19 protein-coding genes are annotated in these 20273 nt (G+C 67.1%); 5 read left to right on the forward strand and 14 right to left on the reverse strand.

Features of this window, described 5'->3' with window-relative positions:
* Nucleotides 1-35: 35 nt before the first annotated feature.
* A complete protein-coding gene (locus O8I58_RS10665) occupies nucleotides 36-2984 on the forward strand; it encodes an L-glutamate gamma-semialdehyde dehydrogenase (RefSeq protein WP_298315477.1) in 2949 nt (982 codons plus the stop codon).
* Between the two features lie 367 nt (nucleotides 2985-3351).
* On the opposite strand, the gene O8I58_RS10670 is transcribed toward O8I58_RS10665, so the two are convergent.
* The 8 genes from O8I58_RS10670 to cyoA form a co-directional block, all read right to left on the reverse strand.
* The gene (locus tag O8I58_RS10670) at nucleotides 3352-3486 is read right to left on the reverse strand and encodes a DUF2474 domain-containing protein (protein WP_298315479.1); all 135 of its coding nucleotides are present in this window, start codon (nucleotides 3484-3486) and stop codon (nucleotides 3352-3354) included.
* Nucleotides 3486-4493 (reverse strand): cytochrome d ubiquinol oxidase subunit II, encoded by a 1008-nt coding sequence (cydB, locus tag O8I58_RS10675; RefSeq protein WP_298315481.1) that lies wholly within the window; start codon nucleotides 4491-4493, stop codon nucleotides 3486-3488. Before cydB ends, O8I58_RS10670 begins: the two co-directional genes overlap by 1 nt.
* On the reverse strand, nucleotides 4483-5919 hold the full coding sequence (locus O8I58_RS10680; RefSeq protein ID WP_298315484.1) for a cytochrome ubiquinol oxidase subunit I: 1437 nt from the start codon (nucleotides 5917-5919) through the stop codon (nucleotides 4483-4485). Before O8I58_RS10680 ends, cydB begins: the two co-directional genes overlap by 11 nt.
* Before the next feature lie 122 nt (nucleotides 5920-6041).
* Nucleotides 6042-7097: a P-loop NTPase family protein gene (locus O8I58_RS10685; RefSeq protein ID WP_298315487.1), complete on the reverse strand. Its 1056-nt coding sequence runs from the start codon at nucleotides 7095-7097 to the stop codon at nucleotides 6042-6044.
* Between the two features lie 64 nt (nucleotides 7098-7161).
* Nucleotides 7162-7515, reverse strand: coding sequence for a cytochrome o ubiquinol oxidase subunit IV (gene cyoD, locus O8I58_RS10690; RefSeq protein ID WP_298315491.1), 354 nt, complete (start codon nucleotides 7513-7515; stop codon nucleotides 7162-7164).
* Nucleotides 7512-8132, reverse strand: a complete 621-nt coding sequence (cyoC, locus tag O8I58_RS10695) for a cytochrome o ubiquinol oxidase subunit III (RefSeq protein ID WP_298315494.1) — start codon at nucleotides 8130-8132, stop codon at nucleotides 7512-7514. The genes cyoD and cyoC overlap by 4 nt, the downstream gene beginning before the upstream one ends.
* On the reverse strand, nucleotides 8132-10111 hold the full coding sequence (gene cyoB / locus O8I58_RS10700) for a cytochrome o ubiquinol oxidase subunit I (protein WP_298322906.1): 1980 nt from the start codon (nucleotides 10109-10111) through the stop codon (nucleotides 8132-8134). The genes cyoC and cyoB overlap by 1 nt, the downstream gene beginning before the upstream one ends.
* Before the next feature lie 5 nt (nucleotides 10112-10116).
* Nucleotides 10117-11151, reverse strand: a complete 1035-nt coding sequence (gene cyoA, locus O8I58_RS10705; protein ID WP_298315497.1) for a ubiquinol oxidase subunit II — start codon at nucleotides 11149-11151, stop codon at nucleotides 10117-10119.
* 169 nt (nucleotides 11152-11320) lie between these two features.
* Here cyoA and O8I58_RS10710 point away from each other — a divergent pair, with 169 nt between their 5' ends.
* On the forward strand, nucleotides 11321-12700 hold the full coding sequence (locus O8I58_RS10710; RefSeq protein WP_298315500.1) for an aminotransferase-like domain-containing protein: 1380 nt from the start codon (nucleotides 11321-11323) through the stop codon (nucleotides 12698-12700).
* Between the two features lie 194 nt (nucleotides 12701-12894).
* On the opposite strand, the gene O8I58_RS10715 is transcribed toward O8I58_RS10710, so the two are convergent.
* From O8I58_RS10715 to O8I58_RS10735, 5 genes are all read right to left on the reverse strand, one after another.
* Complete coding sequence (locus O8I58_RS10715) at nucleotides 12895-13926, reverse strand: NAD(P)H-dependent glycerol-3-phosphate dehydrogenase (protein ID WP_298315502.1); 1032 nt, start codon at nucleotides 13924-13926, stop codon at nucleotides 12895-12897.
* Nucleotides 13927-13982: 56 nt separating this feature from the next.
* A complete protein-coding gene (gene secB, locus O8I58_RS10720) occupies nucleotides 13983-14501 on the reverse strand; it encodes a protein-export chaperone SecB (protein ID WP_298315505.1) in 519 nt (172 codons plus the stop codon).
* Nucleotides 14502-14615: 114 nt separating this feature from the next.
* A complete protein-coding gene (locus tag O8I58_RS10725) occupies nucleotides 14616-15050 on the reverse strand; it encodes a rhodanese-like domain-containing protein (RefSeq protein WP_298315508.1) in 435 nt (144 codons plus the stop codon).
* A gap of 87 nt (nucleotides 15051-15137) precedes the next feature.
* Complete coding sequence (locus O8I58_RS10730; protein ID WP_298315511.1) at nucleotides 15138-15548, reverse strand: hypothetical protein; 411 nt, start codon at nucleotides 15546-15548, stop codon at nucleotides 15138-15140.
* Nucleotides 15549-15598: 50 nt separating this feature from the next.
* Nucleotides 15599-16057 carry a YiiD C-terminal domain-containing protein gene (locus tag O8I58_RS10735; RefSeq protein ID WP_298315514.1) on the reverse strand — a complete coding sequence of 153 codons (459 nt, stop codon included), beginning with the start codon at nucleotides 16055-16057 and terminating at the stop codon, nucleotides 15599-15601.
* Between the two features lie 18 nt (nucleotides 16058-16075).
* Here O8I58_RS10735 and O8I58_RS10740 point away from each other — a divergent pair, with 18 nt between their 5' ends.
* The 3 genes from O8I58_RS10740 (at nucleotide 16076) to O8I58_RS10750 (ending at nucleotide 19197) form a co-directional block, all read left to right on the forward strand.
* Nucleotides 16076-16846, forward strand: coding sequence for a uroporphyrinogen-III synthase (locus O8I58_RS10740; RefSeq protein WP_298315517.1), 771 nt, complete (start codon nucleotides 16076-16078; stop codon nucleotides 16844-16846).
* A 105-nt stretch (nucleotides 16847-16951) separates the two neighbouring features.
* Entirely contained in the window at nucleotides 16952-17938 is a 987-nt protein-coding gene (locus O8I58_RS10745) for a uroporphyrinogen-III C-methyltransferase (protein ID WP_298315518.1), read from the forward strand.
* Complete coding sequence (locus tag O8I58_RS10750) at nucleotides 17935-19197, forward strand: heme biosynthesis HemY N-terminal domain-containing protein (RefSeq protein ID WP_298315521.1); 1263 nt, start codon at nucleotides 17935-17937, stop codon at nucleotides 19195-19197. Before O8I58_RS10745 ends, O8I58_RS10750 begins: the two co-directional genes overlap by 4 nt.
* A gap of 4 nt (nucleotides 19198-19201) precedes the next feature.
* Here O8I58_RS10750 and O8I58_RS10755 read toward each other — a convergent pair whose 3' ends face one another.
* Entirely contained in the window at nucleotides 19202-20224 is a 1023-nt protein-coding gene (locus O8I58_RS10755; protein ID WP_298315525.1) for a DUF4349 domain-containing protein, read from the reverse strand.
* Nucleotides 20225-20273 lie beyond the last annotated feature (49 nt).

Below are 20273 nucleotides of genomic sequence, written 5' to 3' on the forward strand. Positions count from 1 at the left end.
ACATCTTCAGCTCACCCCTACTTTGGCGGTCAATCATGCGGCTTCCCATCCCCTATCGCGCAGAGCCGGACGTGCTCGCCCCGCTGCTGCAGCGCCTGCACGGCCTGGACTGGGCCCTGGCCAGCGGTGACGCGATTGGCTGGATCGGCCAGGTCCGCACCAGCAAGCCATCGGCGTTCGCGATGGAAACCCTGCTGCGCGAGTTCCCGCTGTCCAGCGCCGAAGGTCTGGCCCTGATGCGCCTGGCCGAGGCGCTGCTGCGCGTACCCGATGCCGATACCGCCATGACCCTGACTGCCGACCAGCTGGGCCGCGCGGATTTTTCCAGTGCCTCGCAGTCGTGGCTGGCCACGCTGTCCAACCAGGCCATCAGCCTGTCCAAGAAGATGCTGGGCGAAGACGGCCAGAAGGCCGGCTTCCTGGCGCGCATGGGCGCCAAGGCCGTGGTCGCCGCGACCGTGCGCGCGGTCCAGCTGATGGGCAAGCAGTTCGTCATGGGCGAGACCCTGGACGAGGCGCTGGATGACGCGCGCAAGCAGCGCAAGGCGCGCCGTGGCCTGCGTTTTTCCTACGACATGCTGGGCGAAGGCGCGCGCACCGACGCCGACGCGCTGGAATACATGCACAAGTACCACGCAGCCATCGCCGCGCTGGCCAAGTCGCGCGACGCCGGCACGACGGTGGAACAGGCCGATGGCATTTCGATCAAGCTCTCGGCCATCGATGCGCGCTACGAAGCGGTGCAGCACGGCCACGTCATGGCGCTGCTGGTCCCGCGCGTCTGCGAGCTGGCCGAAGCCGCCGCCAAGGCCGACCTCAACCTGACCATCGACGCCGAGGAAAGCGAACGCCTGGAGCTGTCGCTGGACGTGCTGGAAGCCGTCGCCACGCACACCGCCGCCAAGTATCCGCAGTGGAATGGCTTCGGCCTGGCCGTACAGGCCTACCAGACCCGTGCCCTGCAGACGATCGACGAAGTTGCCCGCATCGCCCGCGCGTTGAAGGTGCGTTTCATGGTGCGGCTGGTCAAGGGTGCCTACTGGGACTACGAGATCAAGCGCGCGCAGGAACTGGGCCTGGCCGCCTTCCCGGTGTTCACCCACAAGCACCATACCGACCTGTCGTACCTGGCCTGCGCCCAGGCGATGCTGGCCATGCCCGACGCGATCTATCCGCAGATCGCCGGCCACAACGCCGGCACGATCGCGGCGGTGCTGCACATGGCACGCGAAGCGAACGTGCCGTTCGAACTGCAGCGCCTGCATGGCATGGGCGATGCGGTGCATGAAGCCGCACACAAGCAGTATCCGGACGTCGGCCTGCGCGTGTACGCACCGGTCGGCCCGCACAAGGATCTGCTCGCCTACCTGGTGCGTCGCCTGTTGGAGAACGGTGCCAATTCCTCGTTCGTGCATCAGCTGGCCGACGAATCGCTGGCACCGTCCGCACTGGTGCAGTCGCCGCTGCACATCGAAGCAATCAGCGCGGTCACGCTACCGTTGGACATCCTGCGCGTGCGCCGCAACACCGCCGGGCTTGATGTGACCTGCAAGGCCATGTCCGATGTGCTGCTGGCCCCGTATGCCGGCACTGTGCTGCCGACACCGGTACTGACCCCGATCAACCAGATCGATGCGATCGTGCAGGACCTGGCCAAGGGCCAGAAAGCCTGGAACACCACCCGTGTCGAGACCCGCGCTAGCGCGCTGGAACAGGCCGCCGACGTGCTGGAACGCGACATCGCCCAATGGTGCGCGCTGATCGTGCGCGAAGGCCATCGCACCTGGGGCGACGCGGTGTCCGAAGTGCGCGAGGCCGCTGACTTCTGCCGCTACTACGCCTTGCAGGCACGCGGCCTGATGGCGCCGCAGGTGCTGCCGGGCGTGACCGGCGAACGCAATACCTATTCGCTCGGCGGGCGCGGCGTATGGGTGTGCATCTCGCCGTGGAATTTCCCGCTGGCGATCTTCGCCGGTCAAGTGGTCGCCGCGCTGGTCACCGGCAATGCCGTGGCCGCCAAGCCAGCCGAACAGACCCCCGGCGTGGCCGCCGCGATGATCGCGCTGCTGCACGACTGCGGCGTGCCGAAGGACGCGCTGCAGGGCGTGTACGGCGCCGGCGACACCGGTGCGGCACTGGTCGCCCATCCGCGCATCGCAGGCGTGGCGTTCACCGGTTCGACCCCGGTGGCCAAGGCGATCTCGCGCACGCTGGCCGAGAAGGACGGTCCGATCGTGCCGTTGATCGCCGAGACCGGCGGCATCAACGCGATGATCGTCGACTCCACCGCCCTGCCCGAGCAGGTCGTCGATGCGGTGGTGCAGAGCACTTTCCGCAGCGCCGGCCAGCGGTGCTCCGCACTGCGCGTGCTGTGCGTGCAGGACGACATCGCCGATGGCGTGCTGAAGATGCTCTCGGGTGCGGTCGCGCTGCTCAACGTCGGCGACCCGGCGCAGCTGTCGACGGACCTTGGCCCGGTCATCGATGCCGAAGCGTTCGCCAAGCTGCAGGGCCAGATCAGCGCGCTCGAAAGCCGCGCCAAGCTGATCGCGCGTGCGCCGCTGCCGGCGAGCGCATTGCCCAACAGCATCGCGCCGGCCGCCTTCGAAGTGGCCTCGCTGGCCGAAGCACGCGAAGAAGTCTTCGGCCCCGTGCTGCAGGTCGTGCGCTGGAGCGGCAGTGTCGACACGCTGGTCGAGCAGATCGATGCGCTGGGCTACGGCCTGACGCTGGGCGTGCAGACCCGCATCGATACCCGCGCCCAAGCCATCGCCGCCACCGCGCAGGTCGGCAACATCTACGTCAACCGCAACATGATCGGTGCGGTCGTCGGCGTGCAGCCGTTCGGTGGCGAAGGCCTGTCCGGCACCGGCCCCAAGGCCGGCGGCCCGAACTACCTGCCGCGCTTCTGCGCCGAATACTGCGTGAGCATCAACACCACCGCGGCCGGCGGCGACGTCGAGCTGCTGATGGGCGCGCACTGAGCCTTGCTGGCGCCACGCGACGACACACATCGTCGCCAAAGCGCCACGCATTTTTGAGCTTCCAAACCGCCGCCTGAATTAATAAACCGTTACGTTCAATATTCAGGATTGATTGCGCCGGCGAGGCAGAAACTCACTCCCGTACTCGCCGGGGTGGCTCTGGCGAATGCAGGCAACCAAGCGATCTCTCTCCCGCTTAGTTGCCGCCGAAGCCCGACCTTCCCCAGGTCGGGCTTTTTTTTGGGGCCACCATGAAGAAAACCGGATAGCCCAGGATCAGCGCGGCGGCGGCGTTGCCGGTGGGCCGGATTGGCCGTGAACGACTCCGGCGACAACGACCTTGACCACGGCGCCGCCATCGGTGCCGCTAACTGATGCGGAAGCCCACCGCGCCCATCGCCGCGCGAATCAGCATCGACACCAGCAGCAGCGCGCCGACGCTGCAGGCCCAGATCAGCACCAGCCAGCCGATCCGACGCAACCAGGATTTCGGCGCGGTCATCAGTGGTAACCGTCGCCGTGGCGCACCTTGCCGCGGAACACCCAATAGCTCATCGCGGTGTACATCAGGATGATCGGGATGATGAACAACGCGCCGACCAGGGCAAAACCCATGCTCTGCGGCGGCGAGGCTGCATCCCAGATAGAAATCGACGGTGGGATGACATTCGGCCAGATGCTGATCCCCAGGCCGCTATAGGCCAGGAACACCAGCGCCAGGGTCAGCAGGAACGGCGCGATCTGCCGCCCCGCCGCCAGGCTCCTGACCAGCCCGTACGCGCTGGCCGCCACCAGTAGCGGCACCGGTGCGAACCATAGCAGCCGCGGCCATGCCAGCCAGCGGTCACGGATGCCGGCATGGGTCAGCGGCGTCCACACGCTGATGATCACGATCACCAGCAGCACCGCCCATACCAGGTAGCGGGCGAAACGCCGGACCCGGCGTTCCAGGTCGCCTTCGGTCTTCATCACCAGCCAGGTCGCGCCCAGCAGGCCGTAAGCAGCCAGCAGGCCCACGCCGACGAACAGCGGAAACGGCGCCAGCCAATCAAGTGCGCCGCCGACGAAACGGCCATCGCGCACTTCGAAGCCGTTGAGGAACGCGCCCAGCGTGACGCCCTGGAAGAAGGTCGCCACCGCCGAGCCGATCACGAACGCCTTGTCCCACAGGTGGCGGCGTTCGTCGCTGGCCTTGAAGCGGAACTCGAACGCCACGCCCCGGAAGATCAGCCCGATCAGCATCAGCACCAGCGGCAAGGTCAGTGCCTCCAGGATGACCGAGTAGGCCAGCGGGAAGGCGGCCAGCAGCGCCGCGCCCCCCAGCACCAGCCAGGTCTCGTTGCCGTCCCAGACCGGCGCGACGGTATTCATCATCACGTCGCGGTCGCGCTTGTCCGGGAACAGCGGGAACAGCAGGCCGATGCCCAGGTCGAAGCCATCCATGATCACGTACATCATCACGCCGAACAGGATGATGACGGCCCATACCAGCGGAAGATCAATGCCCATGGTCGTTGTCCTGGCTTGAGGTGGTATCGCGCTCGCTGGGCATCGACAGCGGACGGGCCGGCGTGCGTCGCTCGCCCGGGCCACCAACATCGACCACCCCGCCTTCGTCCGAATGCGGTCCCTTGCGCAGTAGCCGCAGCATGTACATGGTGCCGGCGCCGAAGACGATGAAGTACACGACGACGAACAGGATCAGGGTCGAGGCCAGGTGCACCGTGCTGTGGTGCGAGGCTGCATCTACGGTGCGCATCAGGCCGTAGACCACCCAGGGCTGGCGGCCGATCTCGGTGGTGTACCAGCCAGCCAGGATCGCGACCAGCCCGGCAGGGCCCATCGCCAGCGCGAACCGCGCCAGCAACCGGCTTTCGTAAAGCTTGCCGCGCCAGCGCTGGAAGGCGCCGAGCAAGCCCAGCAGGATCATCGCCACGCCCAGGCCGACCATCACGCGGAAGGTCCAGAAGACGATGGTGGAGTTGGGCCGGTCTTCCCGGGGGAAATCCTTCAGCGCCGGGATCTGCCCATCCAGGGTATGCGTCAGCAGCAGGCTGCCCAGGTAGGGAATCTCGACCGCGTAGCGCGTCTTTTCCGCCGCCATGTCCGGGATGCCGAACAGGATCAGCGGCACGGCCTTGCCCGGCTCGCGTTCCCAGTGGCCTTCGATGGCGGCCAGCTTGGCGGGCTGGTGTTCCAGCGTGTTCAGGCCATGCGCATCGCCGATCAATGCCTGGATCGGCGCGGCGAACAGCACCATCCACAGCGCCATCGACAGCGAAGTCCGCACCGCTTCGTCGCGCCGCCCCTTGAGCAGGTGGAAGGCGCCAGTCGCACCAACCAACAGCGCGGTGGCCAGGAACGCGGCGGTCACCATGTGCGCCAGGCGGAACGGGAAGGACGGGTTGAAGATCACCTGCAGCCAGTCCACCGGCACCACGCGGTTGTTGATGATCTCGAAACCCTGCGGGGTCTGCATCCAGCTGTTGGAGGCCAGGATCCACGTGGCCGAGATCAGCGTGCCCACCGCCACCGCGGCCGAGGACACGAAGTGCAACCCCGGTCCGACGCGGTTGAGGCCGAACAGCATCACGCCCAGGAAGCCGGCTTCCAGGAAGAACGCGGTCAGCACCTCGTAGGTCAGCAGCGGGCCAGTGACGCTGCCGGCAAAGCGCGAGAACTCACTCCAGTGCGTGCCGAACTGGTAGGCCATCACCAACCCGGAGACCACGCCCATGCCGAAGGCCACGGCAAACACCTTGAGCCAGAAGTGGTACAGGTCCAGGTACACCTGACGCTTGGTCCTGAGCCACAGCGCCTCCAGCACGGTCAGGAAACTGGCCAGGCCGATGGTGATCGCGGGGAAGACGATGTGGAACGAAATCGTGAAGCCGAACTGGATTCTGGCCAGCAGCACTGCGTCGAGGGTCGCCATGTCTACGCTACCGTTGTCTGGATGGTCTTTCGGGCCGGATCGACCGCCGCGCCGGGTGCGGGGCGGTGCAACCGGCTATGTTTTGCGCGCTTTCGCGGGCACTTGCAACGACCTCGCCCGGCTCAGGAGCCGATGGCGGCGAAAGTCGCCATCTCGCCGTCCTGGATCTCGTAGCCACCGGCCACGGTGGGATACAGGATGTTGGCCTTGACCAGGCGATTGATGGCGGTCTGGATCTTCTGCGGATTGACCACGCGCCCATCGGTCAGCTCACCGCTCAGGCGCAAGGAGAAATCCCGCGTGTACAGGCTGCGTCCGCGTCCCTGCACGACATTGCACAGCAGTCGCTGGTCCAGCTCGCGCAGCGCGCTCCAGCGCCGTGAAAACCCGTTGCGTGCGGCCGTTTCCTGCCAGCGCGCGAAGGCGATGGCCGGGTGGCCCGCTCCAGCCAGCAGCCGCATCAGGGCGTCCATGTACTGCGGCACGTGGCCCACCTGCGCCAGCGCCTGGGCTAGGCCCGCGCATTCGGCGCGATCGATGCCCAGCCGCTCCACGCGGTCGAGCACATAGTCCTCTCCCAGCACTGGCAGCTGCATGTTGAGCCTGGCGCCACGCGAGATCGGCGCGGCATCCATCAGGCTGGACGGCAGCCCCGACAGCAACAGCCCGGTGCGCACACCAGACCGCGACAACAGCGCCAGCGCGGCGAACAGCTGCGCACGCGAGCCATCGCCCAAGGCTTCCAGCCCATCCAGCACGAGCAGGACCGGCATCGGTCGCAGGTCCAACGCGCGGGCCAGCCGCTCCAGGCGTGCACATGGCCCACTGGCCCGGGCCGATTCCAGTTCAACACTCCAGCCAGGCGACAGCGCGCCAGCCAGGCCGGCCAGGCCTTCAAGCTGATCGAACAATCCCTGCAGCACGCCGGGCTTGGCCGCCTGCGGCGACCAGCGCAACAGGTCCCAGCCCCACTGCGTTGCGGCCGGCACCAGTTCGTGGTCGATGAAACTGGTCTTGCCCATCGCGCTGGACGCGCTGAGCAGCACCAGCCGGGTGAACCCGCTCTTGAGTGCGGTCTCGATCAGCGACAACAGCGCTGGCCGGGGCACATAGGGCAGCGGCGGCACCCGGCACGCGCCGGCGTGCGTACCGGGCGTGGCCTGCGATGCGGCGCTCATGCCTGCCCGGCGCCGCAACGGCTTCGCCCATGCCAGTTCAGGCGTGGACAGAACGGTATCCATTTCAGTGGACCGCCGCCGGCGTCGACATGTCCATCGGCATCATGTTGAGGTTGGCGTTATGCATGACCCACAGCGAGCCTGCCACCACGATGACGATCAGGAATCCGGTGCACAGGAAGATGCCGGTGTTGTCGCGCTGGCGCTTGGCCGTGCCCAGGTGCAGGAACACGCGCAACTGCAGGACCAGCTGCACCACGCACAGCAACACCAGCAGCGGCAGCCGCAGTCCGGCTGGAATGGCCGAGATCGCAACGGTAGCGAACGAAGCAGCCGTCAGGATGAAGCAGGCCACCAGGCCAACGACATAGCTGCCGAGGGTGCCGTGCGCCGGATCGGCGTGGGAGGAATGGCTCATACGAACTCCCGCAAATAGACGAAGGTGAAGACACAGATCCAGATCAGGTCCAGGAAGTGCCAGAACAGGCTCAGGCAGGCCAGGCGACGGGCGACCACCGCATCCAGGCCGAACTTCCAGACCTGGTGGACCATCACCGCCAGCCACAGCAGGCCGAAGGACACGTGCAGGCCGTGGGTGCCAACCAGGCTGAAATACGCCGACAGGTACGCGCTGTGCTGCGGGCTGACGCCCTCGTGCAGCAGCTCGGCAAACTCGAACACTTCCATGCCGATGAACGAGGCACCCAGCAGCCCGGTCACCACCAGCCAACCCATCACGCGCTGGCGTTTTCCGGCATGTAGCGACAGCATGCCCAGGCCGAAGGTGAAGCTGCTGGCCAGCAGCAACATGGTTTCGCCGAACACGAACTTCAGGTCGAACAACTCGCGTCCGCCGGGTGATCCGGCGGTGGCGTTCATCAGCACCCCGTAGGTGGCGAACAGGACCGCGAAGATCAGGCAGTCCCCCATCAGGTAGATCCAGAAGCCGAGCGTGGTCTTGCTGCCGTCGTCGTGCGCATGGTCGTCATGCGCAGCGTGGCCAGCGGCGACGGGGTGTTGCACGGTGGTGGCCATCAGACCGCTCCTCCTTCCAGTTTGCGGAAACGCGCGTTCTCAATGCGCTCTACCTCGGCTGCGGGGACCCAGTAGTCCACGTCGCGGTCGTAGGTCCTGGCGATGAAGGTGCCGATGGCGCCCACCAGGCCCACGATTGCCAACCACCAGATGTGCCAGATCAACGCGAAGCACAGCAGGCCACCGAACACCGAGACGATCACCCCGGCGCCGGTGTTGCGTGGCATGTGGATGTCCTCGTAATGGTCAGGGCGCGAGTAGGCACGGCCGGAGGCCTTGTCCTCCCAGTGCTGTTCCAGCGAATTGATCTGCGGCAGCACGGCGAAGTTGTAGAACGGCGCCGGTGAATCAGTGGCCCATTCCAGGCTGCGTGCATTCCACGGGTCGCCGGTGAGGTCGATGTTGTCCTTGCGGTCGCGGATGCTGACGTAGAACTGGATCAGCATCGAGCCGATGCCGGCGGCGATGAGCAGTGCACCGAACAGCGCCACGATCAGCCACGGCTGCCAGCCTTCGACCGAGTAATGGTTCATGCGCCGGGTCATGCCCTTGAAGCCGAGCACGTACAGCGGCATGAAGGCGAACAGGAAGCCCCATAGCCAGAACCAGAACGAAATCTTGCCCCAGCGCTCGTTGAGCGTGAAACCGAACACCTTGGGGAACCAGAAGGTGATGCCGGCCAGGCAGCCGAACACCACGCCACCGATGATCACGTTATGGAAGTGGGCGATCAGGAACAGGCTGTTGTGCAGCACGAAGTCCGCGCCCGGCACCGCCAGCAGCACGCCGGTCATGCCGCCGATGGCGAAGGTCACCATGAAGCCGATCGTCCACAGCGTGGAGGAGTGGTAGCGGATGCGACCGCGGTACATGGTGAACAGCCAGTTGAACAGCTTCACCCCGGTCGGGATGGAGATGATCGAGGTCATGATGCCGAAGAACGCGTTGACGTTGGCGCCCGAGCCCATGGTGAAGAAGTGGTGCAGCCAGACGAAGAACGACAGCACGCCGATCGATGAGGTGGCGTAGACCATCGAGGTGTAGCCGAACAGCGGCTTGCGCGAGAAGGTGGCGATGATCTCGGAGAACGCGCCGAAGCACGGCAGGATCAGGACATACACCTCCGGGTGGCCCCAGACCCAGATCAGGTTGATGTACATCATGGCGTTGCCGCCAAGCTCGTTGGTGAAGAAATGCATGCCCAGGTAGCGATCAGCCGCCAGCAGCGCCAGGGTCGCGGTCAGCACCGGGAAGATCGCCACGATCAGGATGTTGGTGATCAGCGCGGTCCAAGTGAACACCGGCATCTTCATCAGGTTCATGCCCGGCGCACGCATCTTGAGGATGGTGACCAGGAAGTTGATGCCGGTCAGCGTGGTGCCGATGCCGGAAATCTGCAGCGCCCAGATGTAGTAATCCACGCCGGTGGTCGGGCTGTAGCCCAGTTCGGACAGCGGCGGATAGGCCACCCAGCCGGTCGCGGCGAAGTCGCCGACGAACATCGACAGCATCACCAGCACCGCGCCCACCGCCGACAGCCAGAAGCTGAGCGAGTTGACGAACGGATAGGCCACGTCGCGCGCGCCGATCTGCAACGGCACCACCACGTTCATCAGGCCGATGATCAAGGGCGTGGCCACGAAGAAAATCATGATCACGCCGTGGGCGGTGAAGATCTGGTCGTAATGATGCGGTGGCAGGTAACCGGCCGCGCCGTTGGCGGCGATGGCCTGCTGGGTACGCATCATCAACGCATCGGCAAAGCCGCGCAGCAGCATGACCAGCGCCAGGATGATGTACATCGCGCCGATCTTCTTGTGGTCCACCGAGGTGATCCATTCACGCCACAGGTAGCCCCACTTGCCGGCGCGGGTGATCGCCGCCAGCAGGAGCAGCCCAAGGACCGCGACCACCGCACCGGTGCCCATGATGATGGGCTCGTGGTAGGGGATCGCTTCGAGATTCAACTTTCCAAGCAACACGGTTAGTTCTCCTGCGTTGCCGGCGTTGCGGGGCCGGACATGGCGGACATGTCATGGCCCCGCATGCCAGGCATCGGCGATGAGGGATTGGGTTTCTGTTGGCGGAACTGGACCGACGCGTGGTCGATCTGTTGCACGCCGTGCGCATCCATCGGCCCGTACTTGCTCAGCACCGCATCGAAGGGATCGTCCATGGCCAACTGGTAGGCCCGGACCGGAGCGCCGGTGCTCGGCTGTTCCAGGGCGGTGAAGGTCTGTGCGTCGAGTTTGTAAGGCGAGGCCTTGGCGCTGGCGAGCCACTGCTCGAACTCGGCCTGCGGCTTCACCAGTGCACGGAAATGCATGTCGGAGAACCCGGCGCCGCTGTAGGAGGCGGACATGCCTGCGTAATCGCCCGGCGTGTCGGAGATCAGGTGCAACTGGGTCTGCATGCCGGCCATGGCGTAGATCTGGCTGCCAAGCTGCGGGATGAAGAACGAGTTCATGATCGACTCGGCGGTGATCTTGAAAGCGACCGGCTGGTCGACCGGCAGCACCAGCTGGTTGACCGATGCCACGCCCTGGTCGGGGTAGATGAACAACCATTTCCAGTTCAGCGCCACCACTTCCACGTTCAGCGCCGGCTTGTCGTGCGCGATCGGCTTGTAGGGATCCAGGTCGTGGGTCGAGCGCCAGATCAGCACGGCCAGCACGGTCACGATCAGGCAGGGAATGGACCACACCACGATTTCGATGGCGGTCGAATGCGACCACTTCGGGGCGTAGGTGGCCTTTTCGTTGGTCTCGCGGTAATGCCAGGCGAAATACAGCGTCAGCACGATCACCGGCACCACCACCATCAGCATCAGCGCCAAGGCCAGCAGGATCAGGGACTTCTCGTGCTCGCCGATGGCCCCCTTGGGATTCATCAGTTCAAGGCTGCAGCCGCTGAGCAAGGGCAGCAGCAGCGCCGCCGTTCCCTGGGTGACACGCCGCAGGCGTGTGGTGGCGGTTGCGCGTATCGGCCCGGGGCCGGACTTGCGTCGTGGGATCAACATGGCTTCGCTATCTAGGTGCCACGCAAGGACCCGTCCTGGATCCAGACGCCGGCATATTGGCTTGCATGTCCCTTACGGACCTGCTCTTGTACGGACTCTTCCGTTGCAGGCGCGATGCTAGAAGCATGCAAGATCCATACATGGATATTTTTATGACTGGATTTCGTCAATGAAGACGCCCCTGGGCTGGCTGGCCGGATTCGCGTCCGCGTCGGGCCCGCGCTACCTGCGGATCGTGTCCGCGCTCGAAGCAGCCGTTGCCGACGGCGTCCTGCTCCCCGGGGAGCGGATGCCGGCCCAGCGCACCCTGGCTGACGCGCTGGGGCTGGACCTCACCACGGTCAGCCGCGCCTACCAGGAGTGCCGCAAGCGAGGACTGGTCGACACGCGCGGGCCACAGGGCACCTTCGTCGCGCCGCCCAAGGTCGAGTTCGACCAGATCGTCGACCTGAGCATGAACATCCCGCCCGCGCCTGCGGGGATCAACCTGATGGATCTGTTGCGGTATGGACTGTCCCAGGTGCTGGTCCGCAGCGAAGCGCCCAGATTGATGACCTATCACCTCGGTGGTGGCAGCGTTGCCGATCAGGAGGCGGGCCGACGCTGGCTGCAGCAGATGCTGGGACCGGACTTCCCGGGACAGGTGATCGCCTGCCCTGGCGCCCAGGCCACGCTCGCCGCCTTGATCATGACCCTGACGGCCCCGGGCGATGCCATTGGCTGCGAGCCACTCATCTATCCCGGGCTGCTGCTCGCGACCCAGACCCTGGGCCGCCGCGTGGTCACCATCGGGACAGATGCGGACGGCATGACGCCGGACGGCCTGGAAGCGGCGCACCGCGAGCACGGCGTGCGCGTGGTGTATCTCAACCCGACCGCACAGAACCCAACCGGCCACACGATCCCGCTCGATCGCCGGAACGCGCTTGCCAAGGTCGCATCCGGGCTGGATCTGATCGTGCTGGAGGACGATCCCTACTGGCTGCTTGCCGAGCAGGCCCCGCCGCCATTGGCCGCGATCGCCCCTGGCCAGACCTGCTACATCGCCACGCTGTCCAAATGCCTCAGCCCGGGTCTGCGCACTGCGTACCTGCGACTACCGCCACAGGTTGATCCCCAGGCGTTCCTTGCAGCGCTCCGCTCCATCAGCCTGATGTCGGCACCGCTGCTGATTTCCATGGTGACCCAGTGGATCCTGGACGGCACCGCGCAGCAGCTCCTGCAAGCCGTGCAGAAAGAAGCCAGGGAACGACGCGCCATCGCACGCCATGCACTGTCCGGGCTTCACGAAGACCCCTGCGATGGCGTCCATCTATGGCATCGACTCCCGCCACACTGGAACGCCGATGCGTTTGCACGCGCCGCCCAGCGCGAAGGCCTGACCGTGGCACCCTCCTCCGCCTTCGCCCTGCATGGCGCCGCACCATACGACGCGATCCGCATCTCGCTGGGCGCGGTGACCACGCGTGCCGAACTCACTTCCGCCCTGCGCAAGCTGGATCGGCTGATCCAGCAACCACCTGCGGAGTCGCTGCGGATCATGGTCTGAATCCGCCAAGATTGACCGGCAGCCGATTGGCGCTTGAACCCGGATGTCGAGGCCAGCCCTTCGATGCCGATGACCTCGGTTGCCAGGACCTTGCTCCACCAGGCAGTGAGGGCAGCCAATAAGAAACCCGCGCAGGGCGCGGGTTTCTTATTGGCTATCGGACAGGGCTGCCGTCCGGACTGCCCTCAGCGACGTCAGCCTGCGCTGTCCTTGAACAGGGTTTCCGGATACTCCGGCTTCTGCTCGCGGGCCAGCAGGCGCTCCAGCGCATCACGCGGAGTGATATCGCCATGCAGGACATCGCTCACCGCCTCGGTGATCGACAGGTCGATGCCGTGCTTGCGCGCCTGGCGCATGACCTCATCGGCGGTCTGCACCGATTCGACCACCTGGCCGATTTCGCGCACGGCTTCCTCGATCGACTGGCCGCGACCCAAGGCCAGGCCCAGGCGGCGGTTACGCGACAGATCGCCGGTGCTGGTCAGGACCAGGTCGCCCAGGCCGGCCAGCCCCATCAGGGTCTCCGGGCGCGCACCGATCGCCGCGGCCAACCGCAGCATTTCGTTGAGGCCGCGGGTGATCAGGCCGGCACGGGCGTTCAGGCCCAGGCCCATGCCGTCGGCCACGCCGGTCGCCACCGCCAGCACGTTCTTCATTGCCCCGCCGAGTTCGGCGCCGACCATGTCGTTGCCGGTGTAGGCGCGGAACGCGGGGCCGTGCATCACGTCGGCGACCTGCTGGCAGAACGCCTCGTCGGCGCCGTGGATGGTCAGCGCGGTGGGCAGGCCCTGCGCGACTTCCTTGGCGAAGGACGGGCCGGTGACCACGGCCAGCGGCACGTTGGTGCCCAGCACGTCTTCGGCCACTTCATGCAGGAACCGGCTCGACCCCGGCTCGAAGCCCTTGGTCGCCCAGCTCACGCCCACGCCGGCCGGCAGCAGCGGCGCCAGCGCGCGCAGCGTTTCGGTAAAGGCATGCGAAGGCACCACGACCAGCACCTGGTCGGCACCGGCCACGGCCGCGGCCATGTCGGTGGTGGCGCGCAGGTTTTCTGGAAGTGGAATCCCCGGCAGATAGCGCGGATTCTCGTGGGCGGTATCGATGGCGTGGGCCACTGCCGCATCGCGACCCCACAGCACGGCCTGGTGGCCGTGCCGTGCGATCAGTGCAGCCAGTGCGGTTCCCCAGGAACCGGCACCGAGTACCGCGACTTTCAACACTTTCATTTCGTCCCCCGACGTGGGTCCAGGGGACCAAGCTTTAGCACAGGCAGCATCAAGACTCAGACGTTGCCGACCGGCGGGTCGTTTTCGATGATGCCCTGCTGGCCCTGCTGTGCACGCTGGCGCAGCGTCTCGGCATACAGGCCGTCGAAGTTGATCGGCTGCAGGAAGAACGGCGGGAAACCACCGGCCTGGATCAGGTCGCTCAGCAGCTGGCGCACGTACGGGAACAGGATGCTCGGGCACTGAGTCCCCAGCAGCGCGTCGATGGTCTGCGGGTCGAAACCGGCCAGGCCGAACACGCCAGCCTGCTGCACTTCGGCCACATAGGCGGTCTTGTCGCCGGCCTTGCAGGTCAGGGTCACGCCCAGGACCACTTCGAAGGCATTCTCGGCCAGGCGCTGGACGCGCTGGTTGAGGTTGAGGTTGAGCTCCGGCGCGATGTTCTCGGAGTAGATCCCCGGGGCGCTGGGCACTTCGAAAGACACGTCCTTGACGTAGATCTTCTCGACGGTGAAGTTCGGGCCGGTGGCCTGGTTGGCAGCCTCGGTGGCGCCGTTGGTGATCTCGTCGGACATCGTGTACTCCGGAATGCGTTGCAGTGATGGGCGGAAAACCCGGGATTATTGCATGGGGTGGCGGCGCGTCCGGCCCGGTTCAAGGGCAGGCGCGCGATCAGGCCTGTTCAGCGGTCAGGCGCGGCCCTTGACCAGCGGCAGGTCGGCGGCCTGCCAGGCGGCGACGCCGCCATCGAGCACGTAGACCTTGGTGAAACCGGCTTTTTTCAGCTGGGCCGCGGCGCCTGGCGCGGTCTGGCCGCTGCGGCAGACCAGCACCACCGGGCGTTCGCCCGCACCGGCCAGCAGCTTGTGCTTGGGATCGAACTTGCCCGCCAGGTTCTTGCTGCCGGGGATGTGGCCCTTCTCGAATTCACCACTGGCCGAGAGGTCCAGCACCAGCGCGTTCTCGCTGTTGACCAGCGCAGTCAGCTGGGCCGGGCGCAGGCCGGTGTAGCCGCGGAACAGACGCATGATTTCGGTCACGATGATCGCGAGCGTCAGGCCCACCAGGGCCATCGAAAGCATGGCGTTGTCGGCGGCGAACGCCTTGAGTTGTTCGAAGTTCACGGCAGAAGAAGGTCGGTAGGCGTGAAAAGGCCGGCGATTGTCGCACAGCGCGCTGTCCGGGACGTGCCGCCCCGGCGGATGGTTCCGTTATTGCCCCTGCCAGAGGTCGGGCAGGCCGTCCTGCAACCACCACTGGCCGTCGGCCTCGTCCCAGCGCCAGCGTTCGCGCACGCGCAGAGTGCGTTCGGCCATGGTGTTGCGGTTGACCACGCGCATCTCGATCACGCGCACCACGATGTCGTCCGGCTCGCTCATGCTGCCGATCTCGCTGTAGCCGGTGACTTCCACCTGCTTGTAGCGCGACAGCTCCAGCCCCGTCAGCCCGCGCGATTCACGCGCCTTCGGGTCGACCACGCTCCAGGCCTGTTCGAACTCGCCCCAGCGCATCGCCTTGGTGAACAGCGTCTGCGTATCGGTCAGCTTGCGCTGCTTGGCGCGGTTGCTCGCCGCCTGCGCCGGCAGGGCGCTGCTCACCAGCAGCAGGACGGCCAGCGTCATCCAGAAAAGTCGTCCCACGTCGATCGTCCCCTTGGCTTCTGGTCCGCATCCTACCCTTTGACCAGGGCCACGTAGCGGCCGGACAACTCGGCGGCCACGCCACCTTCAGGCAGCAGGACCTGAGCCCGCAGCTGCGCACGCGCCTTGCCGCGGCGACGGAAGGTGTCGACGAAATCCTCCCAGCGTGTGTCCGGATCCAGCCACGCCTCGGCGTGCAGATCCGACAACAGCGGCGCGCGGTAGTGCACGGTGCTGTCAGCCACGTACACCTCGGCGTCGAAACCCGCCTGCTGCAGCTTGAGCGTGACCAGCCCCCAGCCGGCGATGGTCATCAGCCCGCTGAGGCTGCCACCGAACGCGGTGCCCTTGTCATTGACGTTCGCCGCCAGCGGCGCCTCCACCTGCAGCCGTTCGCCATCGAAGTGGCGCAGCGACAGCTGCATCGCCGTCAGCGGCGGCATGGCCGCACAGGTGGCGCGCAGAGGAACGAGCAAGGCATCGAGGTCCATCACGTATTCTTCGTAGCCATGGGTCTGGACAAAGCGCGCGCATGGTACGTCATCTCGCTGCGACCGCAGGGGGAACATGCGGCGCTACGCCGCGCCGCCGCACGCATGCAGGCCGGCGTGATCGCGCTATCGCCCTGGGCGTTGGCGCCGCGCCGGGACGCCAGCACTCGCAACGCGCTGCAGGCCGCGCTGATGGCCGATGTCGTGCTGTTCACCAGCCCTGCCGCCGTGCGTTTCGCCGCGACGCTGCAGCCATTGGAAGCACGCGCCACCCAGGATTGGATCGCCACCGGTGCAGGCACGCGCCTGGCCCTGCACCGCGCCGGCATTGCCCGGGCCATCGCACCAACGCGCATGGACAGCGAAGGCCTGCTGTCGCTGCCGGCGCTGGCCGATCTGCATGGCCGAACCCTTGGACTGATCACCGCACCGGACGGTCGCGGCGTGCTGGCGCCGGCATTGGAAGCGCGCGGTGCCAGTGTGCGATTGGCCGAAGTCTATGAGCGCCTGTCCATCACCCTGCCGCCAGCGGCGGTCCAGCACCTTGAAGCCTTGGTCCAGCCAGCCTGCGTGGCCATCACCAGCAGCGGCGCCCTGCAGCAAGCGCTGCAGCAGCTGCCCCCACAAGCCGCCCAACGCCTGCGTGCCTGCGCGGCGATCACCGCCAGCGCGCGCCTGTCCGCACTCACAAAGCAGGAAGGTTTCGCAGATGTCGTGCAGGCGCAGGGGCCGCGCCCATCGCAGCTGATGCTCGCGGCGAACGCCTGGTTCTCACATCGCATCCGTTAGCATGCCGCGGCGCGCCATCCACGCCCCGCACGTTTCCCCGGAGTACCCGCTTTGAACGACGTCCTTGCCGACCGCGATCCATCCGACCGACCGCGCCGCAGCGTCATGCCCTTGCTCCTGGGCGTGGTATTGCTGGCCGCGATCGCTGCTGCGGGTTGGTATGGCTGGTCGCAATGGCAGGCCTGGAATGCACGCCAACAGAACCAGGCCCAGCAGCAGCTCGGTGCGCTGGAACAGCGACTGGACACGCTGCGTCGCGACCAGCACGCGCAGGGCGAACGCATCCAGGATGCGGCCGCCACCAACCGCGTGCTGCGCGATGAAGTCCTGGGCCTGAGCCAGCGCGGTGCACTGCTGGAAGACAGCGTGGCCAAGCTAGTCGACTCGACCCATCAGGGCGTTGCCGCGTTGCGCCTGGACCAGGCCGAGCTGGAACTGCACCTGGCCGCGCAACGCCTGACCATCGCCGGCGACCTGCCCGGCGCACGCCAGGCCTATGCCCTGGCCGCCGACACCCTGCACGGCCTGGACGATCCGCGCCTGCTCAACGTCAAGCAGGCGCTGGAACAGGAGCGGGCCGCGGTCGAACAACTCGGCGATGGCCCGCAAGCGAAGGCCGACGCGCAGCTGACCGAAGCCTCGGCCGCATTGGCACAGCTGCCACGGAAGGCCACCGTCGAAGACACCACGCGCCCGAGCTGGCAGCGGATCCTCTCGCCGCTGATCGACGTGCGCCCCAGCGGCACCCGCGTGGCGGTGGCCCCGGCCCAGCGCGCCGCGTTCGAAAACGCCCTGCAGCTGGAACTGACCCTGGCCCGGGCCGCGCTGGAGCGCAACGACCGGCCAGCATTCCAGGGCGCGATGACACGCGCCGCGGCGTGGCTGCCGCGGCTGTGGCCCGCCTCGCCGCAGGCCAGCGCAGTGGAAAAACAGTTCGGCCAGATCGCCGCGCTGCCGCTGCAGCCCGACCTGCCGGCGCAGGGCAGCACCCTGCGCCTGCTGCAGTCCGTGCGCAGCAGGCCAGCCGCGCCGACGCCACTGCCTGCAGCGCGCGCGCATGACGCCAACCCGGGCACCGGAGACACCCCATGAAGACCCTGCGCATCGCCCTTGTCCTGCTGGTGCTGGTGGCCGTGGGTGTCCTCGGCGCGCAATGGCTGTCGCACGAAGAAGTCCGCGACTGGGGCGAGGTGTTCGTCCGCGTCGGCGGCTACGACGTCAATGCCAGCCTGCCCGGCGCGATCCTGGCGTTGATCGCCGCCGCGCTGGTGCTGTGGATCGTGTGGACCCTGCTCACCCTGCCGTTCCGCGCCTGGGGCCGGCATCGCCGCAAGCGCGCCCGCGCCCAACTGATCGAAGGCCTGGAGTCGCTGCAGCACGGCCATTACCAGCGCGCCGAAAAGCAGCTGGACCGCGCCGCCCAGGACAGTGAGGTCGGCGTCATCGCCCGCACCGCCGCAGTCCGCGCCGCGCAGGCCCGCGATGACGCACCGGCGGTCGAACGCCATCTGCAGGCGCTGTCCGAACGCAGCGCCACCGCCCACGCCCTGCTCTTGGCCGAAGATGCCCTGGCCAGCGCCCAGCCCGCCCAGGCCCTGGTCGCACTCGATGCGCCCGATGCCCAGCCACTGCCACCGCGCGGCCTGGCGCTGCGGGCGCAAGCCCTGGCCCAGGTCGGCCGTGCAGGCGATGCCTGGGGCCTGCTGGGTCCGCTGCGCCAGCAGAAGGCCTTGTCGACCGCCGCATACGCCAGCCTGGAGACGCGCCTGGCCACGCAGTCGCTGCAACAGGCCAATGACGCCAACGTGCTGGCCGAACGCTGGGAAGCCCTGCCCAAGCCTCTGCGCACCGACGCCGACGTCGTAGCCGCCTATGCCGAACGCGCCGCCGCACTGCGCTGGGACGATGCCGCGACCCACGCGCTGGAACACGCGCTGGACAGCCGCTGGGACGAAGGCCTGATCGCGCTGTACGGACGACTGCCGGTGGGCAAGCTGGATTCACGCCGCGCCAGCGCCCAGCGCTGGCTGCACGGCCATCCCGACAGCCCGGCGCTGCTGCTGTCGCTGGCCCAGCTGGCCCGGCAGCAGGGCCAATGGCCACAGGCGCAGGACTTCCTGCATCGCGCCCTCGCCCAGGGCGCCGGCGCCGATGCCTGGGAAGAACTTGGCCACGGCCACGCCGCCGATGGCGATGAACTGCTGGCCCGCCGCAGCTATGCCAACGCGCTGTCCAGCCATCGTGGCGAATCCGCCGCGGCACTGCCGGGTCGTGACCTGCGTCAGCAAATCCACGACCACGCCGTGTCCGAAACGCGCGACGAGCACGGCCTGCCGCACCTGCGCGGCTGAGGCCTCAACGCGGCGCGCGCCTGCGCAGCAGGCGCAGTCCGGCACGCACCCCCAGCGCCACGGCCGCCAGCACCAGCCACAACGGCCAGGCCAGCGCCAGCCGCAACGCCAGCGCCTGCGCGCCTTCCCAGCCACCGCGCAGCGACTGCCCCAGCCGCCACAGGAACGACGGTGCATTGTCATCCAGCACCGCCGCTACATCCGGCAATTCGGTGCGGCGAATCATCGACGGCTGGTACAGCGAAAACGTCAGCGTGCTGAAGGCGATACGGTCTTCGGTGCGGCGCTGCTCCACCAGCGCACCGTCACGGCGCTCGCGCGCCTGGCGGCGTGATTCGATCACCGCCACCAGCTGGTCCGCACGCGCATTGCGTGCGCTCGCCTGGCCCAGTTCCTGTTCGGCCTGTGCATCGCGGCGCTCGGCCTGCGTCTGGGCCAGCAGGTCGAACTGCACATCGTCGGCCTGGAAGCGGCGTGCATCCAGGAACTCCACCTGCGCGGCCATCGCCCGCAGCAGTGCCTGGGTGTTCTCGCTGGGCACGCGCACGGTCAGCGTGCCGTTGACGGTGTATTCGGCCACTTCCAGCAGGCGCTGGTGGCCGATGGAGCGCTGCCGGGTGTCGAGCACGTGCGCGTTGATGTCGTTGAGCACGACAAAGCCATGTTGGCGCGCGACCAGGTCCTCGATCGCCAGCGCCGCGGCGTAGGTATCGCGCACCCGGAAACGCGCATCGGCGGTGCGCACGAAACGTCGCTGGCCGTCGGTGTAGGCATTGGCCGACGAGGCGAGCTGCTCAGGCGACACCGGCACTGGCTCCGATGCCGGACGCGGCGCCGCCCGTGCCAACATCATCGGGGCGGGCGGGGCCGGTGGCGCGAATGCATCCTCGGCCATCGGCGCGGCAGCGCCGGTCGCCATCGCTGCGGCATCGGCCGCCTGCGCGGCACCAGGCTGGCGCGCGCAGGCCACCAGCAGCAGGGGCAACACCACCACACAACGGACCACGCGTTCGGGGAAAGCCTTCATGGCACAGCATCCAGTTGGAGAACTGGAAGCTGCAAACGCACGGCCCACC

This window comes from Pseudoxanthomonas sp. (assembly GCF_027498035.1).
In the GTDB taxonomy this organism is placed as follows: domain Bacteria; phylum Pseudomonadota; class Gammaproteobacteria; order Xanthomonadales; family Xanthomonadaceae; genus Pseudoxanthomonas_A.